General features: G+C 59.3%; 16 protein-coding genes and 1 tRNA gene. 12 read left to right on the plus strand and 5 right to left on the minus strand.

Going from position 1 to position 15,349, the window contains the following annotated elements; genetic code table 11:
- Nucleotides 1–2: 2 nt before the first annotated feature.
- Genes trbL through GOB90_RS09515 form a run of 5 tightly spaced genes read left to right on the plus strand, consistent with a single transcriptional unit; the run spans nucleotide 3 to nucleotide 4,564 of the window.
- The gene (gene trbL, locus GOB90_RS09495; protein WP_077813798.1) at nucleotides 3–1,427 is read left to right on the plus strand and encodes a P-type conjugative transfer protein TrbL; all 1,425 of its coding nucleotides are present in this window, start codon (nucleotides 3–5) and stop codon (nucleotides 1,425–1,427) included.
- Nucleotides 1,427–2,110 carry a conjugal transfer protein TrbF gene (trbF, locus tag GOB90_RS09500; RefSeq protein ID WP_010516386.1) on the plus strand — a complete coding sequence of 228 codons (684 nt, stop codon included), beginning with the start codon at nucleotides 1,427–1,429 and terminating at the stop codon, nucleotides 2,108–2,110. The genes trbL and trbF overlap by 1 nt, the downstream gene beginning before the upstream one ends.
- Nucleotides 2,107–3,108: a P-type conjugative transfer protein TrbG gene (gene trbG, locus GOB90_RS09505; protein ID WP_146887791.1), complete on the plus strand. Its 1,002-nt coding sequence runs from the start codon at nucleotides 2,107–2,109 to the stop codon at nucleotides 3,106–3,108. Before trbF ends, trbG begins: the two co-directional genes overlap by 4 nt.
- Complete coding sequence (locus GOB90_RS09510) at nucleotides 3,105–4,307, plus strand: TrbI/VirB10 family protein (protein WP_010516382.1); 1,203 nt, start codon at nucleotides 3,105–3,107, stop codon at nucleotides 4,305–4,307. The genes trbG and GOB90_RS09510 overlap by 4 nt, the downstream gene beginning before the upstream one ends.
- A complete protein-coding gene (locus GOB90_RS09515; RefSeq protein WP_010516380.1) occupies nucleotides 4,304–4,564 on the plus strand; it encodes a DUF2274 domain-containing protein in 261 nt (86 codons plus the stop codon). Before GOB90_RS09510 ends, GOB90_RS09515 begins: the two co-directional genes overlap by 4 nt.
- Here the strand turns inward: GOB90_RS09515 and GOB90_RS09520 are convergent.
- Complete coding sequence (locus tag GOB90_RS09520; RefSeq protein ID WP_010516378.1) at nucleotides 4,527–5,453, minus strand: LysR family transcriptional regulator; 927 nt, start codon at nucleotides 5,451–5,453, stop codon at nucleotides 4,527–4,529. The genes GOB90_RS09515 and GOB90_RS09520 overlap by 38 nt on opposite strands.
- 214 nt (nucleotides 5,454–5,667) lie before the next feature.
- On the opposite strand from GOB90_RS09520, the gene GOB90_RS09525 reads away from it, so the two are divergent.
- Entirely contained in the window at nucleotides 5,668–6,237 is a 570-nt protein-coding gene (locus GOB90_RS09525; protein WP_010516376.1) for a hypothetical protein, read from the plus strand.
- A complete protein-coding gene (locus GOB90_RS09530; RefSeq protein ID WP_010516374.1) occupies nucleotides 6,234–6,866 on the plus strand; it encodes a glutathione S-transferase family protein in 633 nt (210 codons plus the stop codon). The genes GOB90_RS09525 and GOB90_RS09530 overlap by 4 nt, the downstream gene beginning before the upstream one ends.
- Before the next feature lie 241 nt (nucleotides 6,867–7,107).
- On the opposite strand, the gene GOB90_RS09535 is transcribed toward GOB90_RS09530, so the two are convergent.
- The 3 genes from GOB90_RS09535 to GOB90_RS09545 all read right to left on the minus strand — a co-directional run bounded on the left by GOB90_RS09535 (nucleotide 7,108) and on the right by GOB90_RS09545 (nucleotide 10,208).
- A tRNA-Gly gene (locus tag GOB90_RS09535) sits at nucleotides 7,108–7,182 on the minus strand.
- A 129-nt stretch (nucleotides 7,183–7,311) separates the two neighbouring features.
- Nucleotides 7,312–8,010, minus strand: a complete 699-nt coding sequence (locus tag GOB90_RS09540; protein ID WP_146887789.1) for a histidine phosphatase family protein — start codon at nucleotides 8,008–8,010, stop codon at nucleotides 7,312–7,314.
- Nucleotides 8,010–10,208, minus strand: a complete 2,199-nt coding sequence (locus GOB90_RS09545; protein WP_146887787.1) for a hypothetical protein — start codon at nucleotides 10,206–10,208, stop codon at nucleotides 8,010–8,012. Before GOB90_RS09545 ends, GOB90_RS09540 begins: the two co-directional genes overlap by 1 nt.
- A gap of 171 nt (nucleotides 10,209–10,379) precedes the next feature.
- Here GOB90_RS09545 and rfbB point away from each other — a divergent pair, with 171 nt between their 5' ends.
- From rfbB to GOB90_RS09570, 5 genes are all read left to right on the plus strand, one after another.
- Nucleotides 10,380–11,462 carry a dTDP-glucose 4,6-dehydratase gene (gene rfbB / locus GOB90_RS09550; protein WP_146887785.1) on the plus strand — a complete coding sequence of 361 codons (1,083 nt, stop codon included), beginning with the start codon at nucleotides 10,380–10,382 and terminating at the stop codon, nucleotides 11,460–11,462.
- Nucleotides 11,463–11,488: 26 nt separating this feature from the next.
- Nucleotides 11,489–12,358 (plus strand): glucose-1-phosphate thymidylyltransferase RfbA, encoded by an 870-nt coding sequence (gene rfbA / locus GOB90_RS09555; RefSeq protein ID WP_173572024.1) that lies wholly within the window; start codon nucleotides 11,489–11,491, stop codon nucleotides 12,356–12,358.
- 130 nt (nucleotides 12,359–12,488) lie between these two features.
- Nucleotides 12,489–13,049, plus strand: a complete 561-nt coding sequence (gene rfbC / locus GOB90_RS09560) for a dTDP-4-dehydrorhamnose 3,5-epimerase (protein ID WP_146887781.1) — start codon at nucleotides 12,489–12,491, stop codon at nucleotides 13,047–13,049.
- Nucleotides 13,046–13,954 carry a dTDP-4-dehydrorhamnose reductase gene (gene rfbD, locus GOB90_RS09565; RefSeq protein ID WP_146887779.1) on the plus strand — a complete coding sequence of 303 codons (909 nt, stop codon included), beginning with the start codon at nucleotides 13,046–13,048 and terminating at the stop codon, nucleotides 13,952–13,954. The genes rfbC and rfbD overlap by 4 nt, the downstream gene beginning before the upstream one ends.
- Nucleotides 13,955–13,999: 45 nt before the next feature.
- Nucleotides 14,000–14,995, plus strand: coding sequence for a glycosyltransferase (locus tag GOB90_RS09570; RefSeq protein WP_146887777.1), 996 nt, complete (start codon nucleotides 14,000–14,002; stop codon nucleotides 14,993–14,995).
- Nucleotides 14,996–15,042: 47 nt separating this feature from the next.
- On the opposite strand, the gene GOB90_RS09575 is transcribed toward GOB90_RS09570, so the two are convergent.
- A complete protein-coding gene (locus tag GOB90_RS09575; RefSeq protein WP_242011922.1) occupies nucleotides 15,043–15,321 on the minus strand; it encodes a hypothetical protein in 279 nt (92 codons plus the stop codon).
- Nucleotides 15,322–15,349: the final 28 nt, after the last annotated feature.

Raw genomic sequence — 15,349 nt, forward strand, 5'->3', positions numbered from 1 at the left:
CAATGGCGAGCGACAATGTCGGCATCATCGACGGCTTCCTGAATACCTTCGAGACCACGATCGACAGCGGTTTCGGTCTGGTCCGGGGAAGCGTGGTGTCGCTCGCGGGTTCGCTCTCGGTGCTGGACATCGTGCTGGCGGGGCTGTTCTGGGCGTGGGCGGCCGACGAGGACATCGTCCAGCGTCTCGTGAAGAAGACGCTGTATATCGGCTTCTTTGCCTTCATCATCGACCATTTCAGCGGCCTGTCGGGGATCGTTTTCAACAGTTTCGCGGCCCTCGGTCTCAAGGCCGGCGGCGGCACGCTGGCAATTGCGGACTTCATGCACCCCGGCCGACTGGCGGCGACCGGGCTCGATGCCGCGCAACCGCTTCTGGATGCGGCGAGTAAACTGGCGTTTTCGTTCGGTGCGCTGGCCAGCATCGTGCAGATCCTCGTCCTGGTCCTGTGCTGGTTCATCGTGCTGGCGGCCTTCTTCATTCTCGCGGTGCAACTCTTCGTGGCGATCGTCGAGTTCAAGCTGACCAGCCTAGCCGGTTTCGTGCTGATCCCGTTCGCCCTGTTCAATCGCACCGCTTTCCTGGCCGAGAAGGCGCTGGGCAATGTCGTATCGTCCGGTGTGAAGATCATGGTGCTGGCGGTCATTTCCGCCATCGCCTCCGTGCTGTTCAGGCAGTTCACGACGTCCTACGGTGATAGTGCGCCCACCATCGGCCAGGCGCTGTCCGTTGTTCTGGCGTCGCTCTGCATCGTGGGTCTCGCCATTTTCGGCGGCTCTCTCGCCAATGGGCTGATCTCCGGTGCCCCGCAGCTTGGTGCCGGGGCAGCGGCCGGAACCGCAATGGCGGTGGGCGCGATGGGTGCTGCGGCTGTTGCCGCGCCCGCTGCCCTGGCGTCTGGGGGCGCTGCCGCGCTTGGTGCGACGGCCGCGGCAGCGCGCGGCGGGGCTGCCGTCGCAGGTGCCGCCACGACAGCCTACTCCATGGGAGCAGCCGGACAGACCGGCGCGGCGGGCATGGCGTCGGCGGCTGGCAATGTCGGTCGCGCCGCTGGTGGTGCTGCGATGAACGCCGTGAAGAACAAGGTCGGCGCGGCAACATCCTCGTTGAAGGAAAGCTACTCTGCTGGCGGACGCTGGGCCGCCGGTGCGATGGGCGCCGGCGGAGAAGGCGATAGGCCATCGGGTGACGGTGGATCTTCAGGCCCGTCCGGCGGCGGAGGTGATCCCGGTACCGGGCCTGCCGGTAGCGGTAACCCTGGCGGCGGCCCCGATGGCGGCGACGGCTCCGACGGCAAGCCGCCCCGCTGGGCGCGAAAGATGAAGCGCCGCAACGCCGCCACCCATGCTGCCGAGGCCGCCCATATCATCCGCTCCGCCGATGGCGGGGGCGGGTCCACGTCCATCGATCTCTCGGAGAAAGAATGATGTTCCGTCGCTCCACAACACGCTACGGGACCACGCCCGAGCCCGTCACGCCCTACCAGAAAGCCGCACAGATCTGGGATGAGCGCATCGGCTCGGCCCGTGTGCAGGCCCGCAACTGGCGGTTGATGGCGTTCGGTTCCCTGTTCCTGTCCGCAGGTCTCGGGGCCGGGCTGGTCTGGCAGTCCGCGCGCGGCACCATCACGCCGTGGGTCGTGCAGGTCGACACGCTCGGTCAGGCGCAGGTCGTGGCGCCGGCGACGTCCGGCTACATGCCCGCTGATCCGCAGATTGCCTGGTATCTGGCACAGTTCGTCCACGACGTGCGCTCCCTGTCATCCGATGCCGTCGTGGTCCGGCATAACTGGCTGCGCGCCTATAATTTCACCAGCGTTTCTGGTGCCGTGGCGCTGAACGATTATGCCCGCCTGAATGATCCGTTTTCGCGGATCGGGCACGAGCAGGTCGAGCTGGACATCGCTTCGGTAATCCGGGCCTCGCCCGCCAGCTTCCGCGTCGCCTGGACCGAGCGCCATTACCGTGACGGCGCGTTCACCGGCACCGAACGCTGGACCGCCATCGTGTCGGTTGTTCTGCGCACGCCGCGCGACGCTGATCATCTTCGGAAAAACCCGCTTGGAATCTACGTCTCTGCCATCAACTGGTCGAAGGAACTCGGGCAATGATCCGTCGCGCTCTTCGTGCTTTGCCGTTGCTAACCCTGCCCCTGGCGGGTTGCGCGCAACAGTACCATCCACCCGTCATACGATATGACGACGCGGCCCAGGCCACGCTCCTGCCTGATCCGCCGAAGCCTGTGCGGGTGGCGGAGGTGCCACAGCCACTCCCGCTGCCGGGCCAGCTCAAGCCGCTTCCGCCCTTACGGCGTACCCATGTCGTGCCCGAGGCGGCTGACCCTACCGTGCGCGTGACCCAGGCCAATCTTGCCGCTCGCATCCAGCCGACGCGGGCCGGTTACGTGAACGCGGTGCAGGTTTACCCCTACAGCGCGGGAGCGCTCTATCAGGTCTATGCTTCGCCCGGCGAGATCACCGACGTTATGCTCCAGCCGGGTGAAAAACTGGTGGGTACCGGCCCGGTCGCGGTGGGTGATACCGTGCGCTGGATCGTCGGCGATACCACCAGTGGCGCGGGCACGACCAGGCGCGTGCATATCCTGGTCAAGCCGACGCGACCGGATCTCATCACCAATCTGATCGTCAATACCGACCGGAGGAGCTACCTTGCCGAACTGCGGGCGACACCCACGACCTATATGGCGTCGGTGTCCTGGGATTATCCCGAGGACGACCTGATTGCCCTGCATCGGCAGGACAGCGACGCCGATGATGCAGCCCCGGTGGATGCGGGGCTGGCTCTGAATGCGCTGAATTTCCGTTACGCTATTCAGCCGGTGAAAGGTGGCACGCCGCCCTGGCTGCCCAGCCGGGCGTTTGACGATGGCCACAAGGTCTATATCGCGTTTCCGTCCGGTATCGGGCAGGGCGAACTGCCGCCGCTGTTCGTGTTGGGGGCCGATGGCGGGCCGGAATTGGTGAACTACCGCGTCCGGCAGAACTGGATGATCGTCGATCGCCTGTTTGCCGCCGCCGAATTGCGGCTGGGCGACAGGCATTCCGAGCAGCGGGTACGGATCGTGCGCACGGATGGCAGGAAGTCATGAGCGGCGCGGAAGAGCGCCCGGAAGGGAATACGGGAGCCACCACAAGCGGAAGCGGAACAGGACCATCATCCCCGCCGCCCTCTCCCGATCTGCGGCTGCGCGCGCAGCGTCCGCCGGTGGTCCGGCTCTCGCGCCCCGTCATCTGGACGCTGGGTGGTGCGGGGATGCTCGCGATCGGTCTTGCGCTGGGCTACGCGCTGCAAAATGGTGCGCAGAAGGGGCCGCTCCAGGGGGCACAGGACACCGACACCCGCCCCTCGGCCGACGGGCTGGCCGCACTCCCCAATGACTATACCGCCACCCCGAAACTCGGGCCGCCTTTGCCCGGCGATCTCGGCAAGCCGATCCTCGATGCACAGCGGAACGGTCGCGCGGGACCGGTTTCCGGCATGGGAGACCGGCGTGGCGATCAGGAGATCGAGGCGGCACGCACCAGCAGGCTCTTCGCGCAGATCGAGGCGCGGGAGGGCCAGGCTGCGCAGACGATTCCGGTCATGGCCACCGCTCCCGGAGCACAGGCATCACCGACCGGCCCCGACCAGCAGACCGGCAATCGCGCCTTTCTGGCAGGTCAGCCGGATCGCGCGACGGTCAGCCCGGACCGGATCGTATCTCCCGCCTCGCCCTATATGCTCCAGGCCGGGACCGTCATTGCCGGCGCGCTGAACACGAAGATCAGTTCCGATCTGCCCGGCCAGATCGTGGGGCATGTGACCCAGAACGTCTATGACAGTCCGACAGGCCGGTTCTTGCTCGTCCCGCAGGGTAGCACCCTGTTCGGAGCCTATAACAGCGGCATTTCCTTCGGGCAGCAGCGCACCCAGATCATCTGGACGCGGCTGATCTATCCGAATGGCGAAAGCCTCGTCCTGGAAAAGCTGCCCGGTGGCGACGCCATCGGCCAGTCTGGCCTGTCCGATGAGGTGAACAATCATTGGGGGCAACTGTTCAAGGCGGCCCTCGTCACGACCCTCCTCAGCGTGGGCTCCGAGGCCGGGACGTCATGGAACGAGAACAACCTGATGCAGGCCATCCGCTCCGGCGCGAGCAACGGGTTTTCTATGGTCGGCAACCGGCTGATTGATCGCAGCCTGAATATTCAGCCGACGCTGACAGACCGCCCGGGCCTGCCGTTCACGCTTATCCTGAATCGCGACCTTGTCCTGAAACCCTGGCACCCAAAGGAACCGGCTCCATGACGAAGCTGCGCATCACCGAAATTCCCGACGAGAAGCCGGTCCGTGTCACCGTGGACCTGCCTGCGGACCTGCATCGCGATCTCGTCGCTTATGCTGCCCTGGTCAGCCAGAACGGCCAGTCCGTCGATCCGGCCCGTCTCGTACCGCACATGATCCGTGGCTTTATCACCTCCGACCGCGCGTTCCGAAAGCTCCGGCAGGAGCCACGGCGGGCACCCGTTAAAACGCAGTCGCCTGCTGCTCCAGAAAACGGATGACTGTCCTCGCGGCCGGTGGGCAGCGCTCACGGTGCCAAGCCGCGCCATAGGCGAAGTGGGAAAATCCGTCCCCGTCGATGACTTCCACTACCGCGATCCGCTCCCGGATGGCAGCGGGCAGAAAACCCAGCCAGGCATCCGGCAACAGAGCGATGCCGCTGCCATTCGCTGCCAATGCGACGACCCGCAGGCTTCTGACCGCCTCCTGACGTGTCACCGGCACGAATCCCGCCTGCCGCATCTTGCGCATCAAGAGCGCGAGCAGTTCCTCGCCGGTATCATCCTTGCCGATCAGAAAGATTCCATCATGCAACTCAGCCCATGACGCGGTTCCGACCTGTGCGATCGGATGTTCGGCCGACATGATCGCAACGACACGATCGCTCCAGAGCGGGACGGTGGCCACCATGCTGCCGGGCAGGGGCAGCGTCATTATCGCGAGGTCGATCTCCTCCTGTTCCAGGGCCTGGAACAGTTCTTTTTTCGCATTATCCCGATAAGTGAAGGAGATACCGGGTTGCGCAAGGCTGTACGACTCCAGTATCGCCGAGATCCGGCCGGGTGGGATGCTGCCCTGGACGCCCACGGAGATGACGCCGGTCTCGCCCCGGCTCCAACGCCGCGTGCGCTCGTACAGTCCGACTGTTCCATCGAGCAACTTCTCAGCCTCTCGCAGAAAGGCAACTCCCGCCGGGGTGAGCCGGGCACCGCTCGACGTGCGTCGAAAAAGGGAGACGCCAAGTCGCTCTTCCAGTAACCGCAAGGACCGGCTTACGGCAGATTGTTTGCCTCCCAGCGCCCGTGCGGCTCCATGGATACTTCCCTCCCTCGCGATGACACGCACGAACAGCAATTCCCGCAGATCGAGAGGTGGTCGCCGAACCGACATTTTCTGTCTATCCCGATTTTTTGAAGACCTTCGGCATGACCTGCCAAAATCCAGTCATTGTGCTTTCAAGTCTGCAACAATAATTCGTTCACGATATATTATGACGTTACTCTCTGCCTTCGCCATGAAGCCATCGCAATATCCGCGCTGCGGTGCAAAATGCTCTTGTGGCATAGTGCGCTAATGTACCACCTCGCCGAAGAGAAATGGAAGCATGATGAACCTATTGGACGAATTCATCCCGCGCTTCGATTTCAGCGAGCGACACAGTGTCGATATCTCCGCCCCGGCCAGTCGCATCATGAACGCGGTGGCTGCATGGCGGAATCAGGACGATCCGCTGGTTCGTGCCGCCATCCGCCTGCGCGAAATGCCCGCCCGGCTGTTAGGCCATGCGCGGCAACGGAATCTGGACCTCACCGACTTCACGCTGCTGGAACGGCGAGGCGATGCCGCCCTGGTCTACGGCCTCGTCGGCGCGTTCTGGCGGGCGGATTACGGATTGTGCGACATTCCCACAACGGACGCTTTTCTCACCCCTTGCCATGATGACGTCTGCAAGCTCGCTCTGGGCTTCTCCATCCAGCCGGGACCACACGGTACCCAGTTGCTGGTGACGGAAACCCGCGTGTTTTGCGCCATGGACCGGGCCAGGCGTCGCTTCACGCCCTATTGGTATCTGATCCGCCCGGTCAGCGGCCTGATCCGCCGCCGCATGCTCGCGACCATCCGGGAACAGTCGGAGTCTCCGCCCTCTCATCACCCGCGCGCAGCATTGCCATGAAGCTTTACGACTACCCCACCGCCCCCAATCCACGGCGTGTGCGCTTCTTCATCGCCGAGAAAGGGCTGACGATTCCTATCGTTACAGTTGATCTGGCGAAGCACGAGCAGTTCGCGCCCACGTTCCGCCTCCTTAACCCCTCCTGCACCGTTCCCGTCCTGGAACTGGACGACGGCACCGCGATCAGCGAGGTGCCCGTCATCTGCCGTTATCTGGAGGAGTTGCATCCCGATCCCCCTCTGATGGGCGCGACGCGAGAACAACGCGCCATCATCGGCATGTGGGACCGGCGCATGGAGATCGACGGCTATCTTGCCGCGATGGAAGCCGTACGGAACAGCCTGCCGGGACTGTCGGGCCGCGCACTGGTCGGACCACACGGCTATGCGCAAATCCCCGAGCTTACCGCGCGCGGCCGTCAGAGGCTGGCCGATTTCATGGCCGATCTGGACACCCGGCTGCGCGATGTACCCTATGTCGCGGGCAATGCCTTCTCGATCGCTGACATCACCGCGTTCGTCACGCTGGATTTCGCCCGTAGCCGACTGAAGCTGGCATTGCCAGACGAGGCCTCCGCCCTGCATGCATGGGTCACGAGCATCGCGAAACGGCCAGGAGCACAGGCATGACGGCCTTTGCCATACTCTTGTTAGCCGGCATCTCGTTCAAGAGCGCTGTTCTACTTATGAACATCACCCGCCCGAACATCCTGACGATGTGTGCCACGGGATTCGGCACGCTACGCCGTAGCCACCCCCGATTTGCTCCGGGCTGCTTACAAAATGCTTACATTCCTGTGCTACGGCACACTGTAAACAAAAAACGGTCCCGAAGGAACGTCTTTAACCGCCTGATTTTCCTTGGAAAATCTGGAGCGGGCGATGGGATTCGAACCCACGACCCCAACCTTGGCAAGGTTGTGCTCTACCCCTGAGCTACGCCCGCGTCCTGTGCGACGAGGGCTCGTTTAGATCAGTCATCCGGACTGCGCAAGAGACAAAACGCGTTTTGCACCCGAAAAAAACGGAGCCCGATCATTCACTTCTCCATTTCCGGAAAAATACGAACAGACTTTCAGATTCCAGGCAGTTCGTTCACCGTCACCACACGCCAGGCTCCGTCATGACACTCGAGGATCGTAAGGGAAAGATTCTGGACTGAAAAATGCAGAGCTGTATCCGGTGAAATCCTGAGAGCGTGCGCCAGCGCGGCACGTATCGCGCCACCGTGGCTCACAACAACCATATCGCGAGACGCATTTTCCTCAGCCAGCCGGTCCAGAGCCGCGCCCACGCGGGTGCAGACCGTGACCATGCTTTCCCCGCCCGGTGGACATTCACTCCCGGAAAGAGGCCAGAACTGATGTGGCGGCAGCTTCAGTTTTCCCGGTAACTCCCCATGTGGCAGCCCCTGCCAGTTCCCGAGATCCTGCTCGACCAGATCCGACTCGACGATGAGACCACGCGCTCCGTATCCTGCATTCTGAATTGTTTCCGCCGTCCGGCGCGTGCGCCTTAAAGGCGTGATAAACCATAAAGCCTCTGAAGGCAGACGTCGGGCCAGCGCCTCATACATTGATTGCTGCGCAATCAGACTTTCCGGACACAGCGGAACGTCCATGGTTCCATAAAGCATGGCCCGGGCGTTTTGCTCCACCAAGGCATGACGTATGAGCCAGAAACGCGTAATCCCGGCTTCCAGCTTTGGCGCATCCAGAAAATTACCGTGATTTTGCTGTCCTTCAGGAATAAATCCGGAGGAAACCACACCCATCAGACGTCTCCGTTTTGTTTCAGCAGATTACCCGCGATCTTATCCACATCCTGAAGTGGTGCGTAAGTCGGCAGGGGATCAACGGCCAGAATCCGGTCCCAATGCCGTCGGATCAGACCAATTTTTGCAATAACCTCGCGCGCGTCATCGATTTCTCGCGCCAGGCGCAAATCCGTATCAAGCTTTCTGTGAGACGGCTCGCCTGATACCAAGCGAGCTCCGGCTGAAATTCGCAACGCACCCGCACATGCACCGCCGAGCGCAGCGGAAGGAACAGCAACTGGCTGGCCGATATGGCACAACAGCCTTGCCAGACCACTCACTCTTTCCGGCTCGTTCGCCGCGAATACATGGCTCAGATCTGCATTCAGCCAGCGATAAAGCCGCCGGGCATCAGCAAGCCCCAGCGGCGTCATTTCCTCTTTCCTAAGGGAATTCCGAATGCCTGAATCCGGTGCTCTCACAAGAAAGCTGAGGATTGTCGTCATATCATCCCATGCACCAGGCAAAGCAGGCCGCACAGGAACCGGTGCCTCTAGCAGAGCGATATCATCGCACTCCGTCAGCGCCGAGCGCACTTCCCGAAGAAACCGCTCAAGGCGCATGCGCGTCTCTGTCGCCGGAACGGCCCGGAATGCCTCCATTTCGGCGATCGCCGCATGCCATCTCAGGGTCAGGCCGCAATTCGTTGCCTGCGGCAAATTTTCCGTCGCCTGGCAAGCCGGCCACTCAGTGCGCCCGGCATAATCGGACAAACCTGCCGGCAGACCACCGTGGTTCAGCCTTTTACGCCAGTGAGCCGGAAGAAGCAGCGCCCCGCAAAATGGCGGCCCGGTGATAAACTTCGATCCGGTAATCATGACAGCCCGGCCTCTGGCGACCCAGTTCCCAATTCGCTCCCGCGTCAGCCGATCCTGGCAGGCATCAACGACAATATCGATTCTCTCACCGAATTTCTGTTCGAAATTTTCCAGTGTCTCCTCATCCGGCGCCAGCAGACCGGTTTTCGACAGATCCAGTTGATGCAGGAGAATGTGGTGTCCCCGTGCAATCGCACCCGCGATCTGTTCCCGACATCGATCAGCCAGGATATCGGGAGCCACAGCATCGCCATTCGCTTCGCGCAACCGGATGGCTTCGACCTCAGTACGGGCCTCCCTGTTTTCCGGATCAGCAAATCCGAAACCGTCGATGATTTCACCATGAACCACTTTCGAACGCCGGGCCGTATCGTCCGCGAAGTGACGCCCGGCAGCCGCGAGCGGCACACCACTCCCTGTTTCGTCCGGTGCAATCAGAATATTTGTAACCGGCCTCGTTCCCGCTCCAAGCAACGAAATCGCCAGAGCAGCGAGTTCACAATCGGTGCCTGACGGGGCAAGCACGACCCGGTCCTCGCCAGGCAGGTTGAAATATGAAGCAAGGAACATACGGGCTTCACTGGCAAGCGCTGCAAGAAGGACTTCGCCATCATCACGGATTAAAGCCCGCTGCAAACGCTGACGTGCTTTTTCCGCGCCGGCAAAACCCCGCTCCGATACGGACGATGCGGTCGAAGACGCAAATGTAATCGCCCAGGGCCGCGGCCGATGTGAACAGCCGTAGTGATTAAGTCCGGTCCGCGGATCAAGCAGCAACCGTGCGTCTCCGCCCGTCGCCATCAGGGTCTCGGTCGGACCAATAAGACCCCACGAACGATCCAGCCATGACGTCAGGTCTTCCAGATCCTGCCCGGAAAGCTGTTTCGGCACGTGCGACGGGACGGGAAGCAGAAGCCGCAACATCGGCCAGAGTTCATTGATAGCATCCTGCTGAAGTGGCGTGTCGTCGCCGAGCAGATCCACCCAGTCCGGCTTGCGGGTTTCTTTATCCGGAGATCCTGCATCCAGCCCGTAGAACAGCGCTGCTGTTCGTGACGCGGCAAAACTCGCCCTTACGATCCATCTCTCCGGCGATAACTCCGGCATTCCATCCAGCAGACTCGCCAGTTCGAGAGCATGCCTCAGAACGAAAGCCTGATAGCGCGCGGTGTTATGGCTGACAGCGTCCTCACTGATATCGATCGTTCCGTCAGACCTGACACGGAAGGAACCGGGAGTCGTGGAAATGAGGCGAATATTGCGTTCTTCCGCAATAACTCTCAGATCCGGCCGATCGGAACCCTTTAAAAGTTCCGGAGTGGGAAAGCCTGCAAGCATAAATGCTACCCATTCTGTCGTTAAATAAAAATCATCGCCCCAGGGCTATGGTTAATGTGAGACGTAACGCGTAGCTCGTTCAGTAACGTATAAGGTGCTTCTAGTGATTGAGTCCGCTCTCCGCTATACGCAAAGCGCAGCCCCTTCGGGCATTCGAAACGGGATGGTTTGATGCGTATTCTATTAACCGGCGGATGTGGATTCATCGGATCCGCCGTAATCCGGCACCTGATTGGCGGAACCGAACACTCAGTCATGAACGTGGACTGCATGACTTATGCAGCATCACCTGAAACGGTGCAGAGTGCCGCATCATCGGATCGGTACCAGTTTGCTCAGGTGAACATCTGTGATGCTCCGGCGCTGGCGGAACTGTTCACCACCTTCCGCCCCGACGCGGTGATGCACCTCGCGGCCGAAAGCCACGTAGACCGCTCTATCGACGGCCCGGATGTCTTTATCCAGACCAATGTCGTCGGCACATATACTATGCTGGAGGCAGCGCGCGCTTACTGGCAGACGCTGGGTGACGACGCACGCAAGGCTTTTCGCTTCCATCACATCTCCACGGACGAAGTGTTCGGCGCACTGGAACCGGGCGAACCGCCGTTCACGGAAACCACGTCCTACGATCCGCGCAGCCCTTATTCAGCATCGAAGGCCTCATCCGACCATCTGGTGCGCGCCTGGTATCATACTTATGGGCTGCCGACTTTCGTCACCAACACCACAAACAACTACGGAATCTGGCACTTCCCGGAAAAACTGATCCCGCTGGTAACGATCAACGCGATCGAAGGCAAGGAACTGCCTGTTTACGGGAAAGGCGAAAATATCCGCGACTGGCTCTTTGTCGAGGATCATGCTGAAGCTCTCGTACGGGCCGTTGAAATCGGGATACCCGGTGAGACCTACGCCATCGGGGCACGGCAGCCGCGCTCCAACCTTGAGGTCGTCAGAACCATTTGTCAGGTTCTTGATGAGCTTTCACCTGATCCGGCAGGGCCACGCGAGCGTCTTATCCGTTTCGTATCCGATCGTCCGGGACATGATTTCAAATACGAAATCGATCCCACACACGCAGAAAAATCGCTCGGCTGGAAAGCAAAACATAACTTCGAGTCCGGCATTCGTCGCACAGTGCAATGGTATCTTGATAACCATTCATGGTGGCAGTCCATACGGGAACGTCGATATACTGGTGAACGCCTCGGCCAGACCGTAAAAACAAAATCCGGAACTGATTCCAAATGAGTAAGACCCCACCCGTTCAGACAAATATGAAGGGCATTCTGCTGGCAGGAGGATCGGGGACACGCCTTTATCCTATGACCCTTGCGGCAAGTAAGCAGCTGCTCCCGGTTTATGATAAACCGATGATTTATTATCCGCTGACGACACTTATGCTCGCCGGCATCCGGGATATCATGATCATCTCCACGCCGGCGGATCTGCCGCAGTTTAAGCGTCTCCTGGGCGACGGATCTCAGTTCGGTGTCCGTTTTGAATACCGCGAACAGCCAAGCCCCGACGGAATCGCGCAGGCCTTTCTCATCGCAGGAGACTGGATTGAAGGGTGTCCCTGCGCGCTGGTGCTCGGAGACAATCTGATCTTCGCCGATCATCTGTCAGTGCTGCTGCGTGCTGCCGCCACACGCCCAAAAGGTGCTACGGTTTTTGCCTACCAGGTTCGTGACCCTGAGCGTTATGGCGTCGTCAGCTTCGATGAAACAGGAAAGGCCCTGTCTGTCGAAGAAAAGCCCGCTTACCCGGCTTCGAACTGGGCCATTACAGGGCTTTATTTCTATGACAATCGCGTTGCGGAATTTGCCCGTCAGGTCCGGCCATCGGCACGCGGTGAACTGGAAATCACCGACCTCAACCGCTTTTATCTTGAAGAGGGAAGTCTGCACGTTGATCGTCTGAGCCGTGGCTGTGCATGGCTGGATGCCGGCCTTCCGGAGAGTCTGATGCAGGCCGGGCAGTTTGTGCACACTATTCAGGCCCGGCAGGGGATGCTGGTCGGCTCACCTGCGGAAGTCGCATTCCGCATGGGATATATTGATGCCGATGCCCTGCGTGCTCATGCTGCGAAGATGGGCAAAACCGAACTGGGACGGATGCTCAGAGAACTGGCCGATCAGGGCTGATTTCATCGCGCAGACGCCGCGGATTTATCCCGCCGGTGGTCTGCTGCATAAAAACACACCCTCAGGCATAGCCAGGGTGTGTTTTTCTGTATCACAAAATTACCGCATTATTATTCTACGGAGCTGAAGTATGAAGGTAGAACGCCTGGAAATTCCTGATGTCATTCTCATTACACCTCCGCGCTTTTCCGATAATCGTGGTTTTTTTTCAGAGACCTATAATATCCAGCGCATGATGGACGCCGGAATTACACAGCCTTTCGTTCAGGATAACCAGAGCCTTTCACGTCAGAAAGGAGTCGTTCGAGGCCTTCATTGTCAGCTTGACCCGCATGCTCAGGGCAAACTCATACGTTGTACCAGAGGTGCGATTTGGGATGTGGCAATCGACGCCCGAACCGGCTCTCCCACTTATGGTAAATGGGTCGCGGCAGAACTGTCAGAAGAAAACTGGTCTCAACTCTGGATTCCGCCCGGTTTTCTGCACGGGTTTTGTACACTGGCAGAAGATTCAGAGGTGCAGTACAAATGTACCGGTCTCTACGATAAAGCTTCTGAACGCGCTGTAATCTGGAACAGCCAGGAACTCGCCATTGACTGGCCTGTTCAGCCCGGCGCTGCAGTACTGTCCGGAAAAGATCTCGAAGCACCGGATTTTTCGGCTGCAAAAGACTGGTTTCATTACAAATGACAAGTACAGATTCCGATACCCGCTCTATTCTCGTCACAGGTGGAAACGGTCAGCTTGCCACCTCCCTTGCCAATCTCGGAGGGGAAAAGATCCGTCGCGTCGGGCGCCCGGAATTCGATTTCGAGCGTCCTGAAACAATTGAAGCCACAATCAAAGCCTGTAATCCCGCAGCGATCGTGAACGCCGCCGCATGGACAGCGGTTGATCTCGCTGAGAAAGAAGTTGCCGGCGCGGAAGCAGCAAACCGTGATGGCCCGGCTCTGCTCGCTGCCATTTGCGCAGAGCGGAACATCCCTTTCATCCACGTCTCAACAGATTATGTTTTTTCCGGGGATAAGGGATCACCCTATACAGAGACGGACGCCGTTTCCCCGGAAACTGTTTACGGGCTCACAAAAGCAGAAGGCGAGCGGCTCGTACTCCGCGCGGACCCAAAAGCAATCATCCTTCGGACTTCCTGGGTCTATTCCGCTCACGGCAAAAATTTTGTGCGTACCATGATCAGTGCAGGCGCCAGAAACTCTGTTTTGAAGGTCGTGGGGGATCAGCGCGGAAATCCGACCAGTTCGGATGATCTGGCGAAAGCCATTCTGGCGATCCTGGCTTTGATTGAGGAAAGCGGCTGGAAGGATGAATATGCAGGCATTTATCATGCCTGCGGCACGGGTGAAGCCACCTGGCATGAACTCGCCGTTGCAGCGCTCGAACAGGCAGCCCGCCACAGACAACGGATGCCGGAAATTACATCGATCCGAACTGAAGACTGGCCCACTCCGGCAAAACGTCCGGCAGATTCACGCATGGACAACAGCAGGCTTGCTCAGGTCTTCAACGTGTACATGCCGGAATGGCGTGAAAGCGTCGCGCGAACTGTGGACTCTCTGTTCGCGGAAAAAATATCCTGAACGATATGAAATTGCGTACAATATTGTAATGACGCAATACATCCGATGAGTGCCGCTCCCATAACCTCCGCTCCCTGGGTTCCACGCCTCATCGGAGCCGGTCATGATCCGACAGACGGACCGCCTGTCGCGATCCTGCTTTCGCTCTACAATGGCGAAACATTCCTTAACCGTCAGCTCGATTCGTTTCTTGACCAAAATTATCAAAACTGGATTCTGCTCTGGCGTGATGACGGCTCAGCCGATGCGTCCCGGGCAATTCTGAGAGCGTTTCAGGCAAACCGGGGTGCCGGCCGTTGTCTGGAGATCGATAGTGAATCAGATACGAATATCGGCATAGCAGCTTCTTACTGGCGTCTTATGGACTGTGCGCCCGCAGGACATCTGATTGCTTTCGCAGACCAGGATGATGTCTGGCTTCCGGAAAAACTGTCGCGAGGTGTCGCTGCTCTTAAAGACGTTCCCGCAAATACACCAGGCATGTATTTCGGTCGACAGATTCTGACAGACCGACAGTTGAAGCCGATTATGATCTCTCCCCCCATCACGAACCTTCGCGGCATTTTCTCCGCGCTCGCACAAAACGTTGCAACGGGTTGCACGGTCATCCTGAACGAAAAGGCCCTGAGCCTTCTGGACGCAATGCGGCCGCCACCACCTTTTATTCTCCACGACTGGGCAGCTTATCTCGCTGTCTCTGCCGCCGAAGGAACTGTGTGCGTTGATGAGCATCCCGCCATATTATATCGGCAACATTCCGGAAATGCCGTAGGCGCTCCGTCTTCGTGGCTGCGGCGCAGTTATGCCGCGGCCCGCAGAGGTCCAACCGCATTTATGACAATTTTTCGTTCAAATCTTGTATGGCTTCTCAGACACCGGGGTCTCGTAACCCCATTAACCACGTTACGCCTTGAAAAGCTGGAAAGAGGTCTAGCGGGAACACGCCGCGAACGATTACAGTTACTGAGACAATTCCCTGACCTGACACGTTCCGGCTTTAGCGAAAAACTACTTTTCCGCCTGTGGTTCCTCTTTGGATAGCCGGTCGCCGGCGACCGACCTGTCAGCGCTTTACCTTCCCCTCTGTTTCACGATTCCCGCCGCAATGCCGTTCTGTTTTCTCCGGATGTGTCGGCCAGATCTTTCATATAACTGAGCAGCGATGCTGTGCGCGTCACCGTGAAACCAAGAGTTTGCAATGTGGTGAGCATATCAGGTGTCACACCGGCTTTATCACGCAGCAACGCGATATCATCGTTCTCCAGATCCATTACCCATTTTCCCGCCTGCGCATCCCTGTCCGGGGATCTTTCATATATTCTTAACCGCAAAACGATTGACCAACGATTAAAGCCCTGTTCCGGCACAACGTTACAGCCACGGAAATTGATGATA

Origin of the sequence: Acetobacter oeni, from assembly GCF_011516825.1 — a bacterium.
GTDB classification, from domain to species: domain Bacteria; phylum Pseudomonadota; class Alphaproteobacteria; order Acetobacterales; family Acetobacteraceae; genus Acetobacter; species Acetobacter oeni.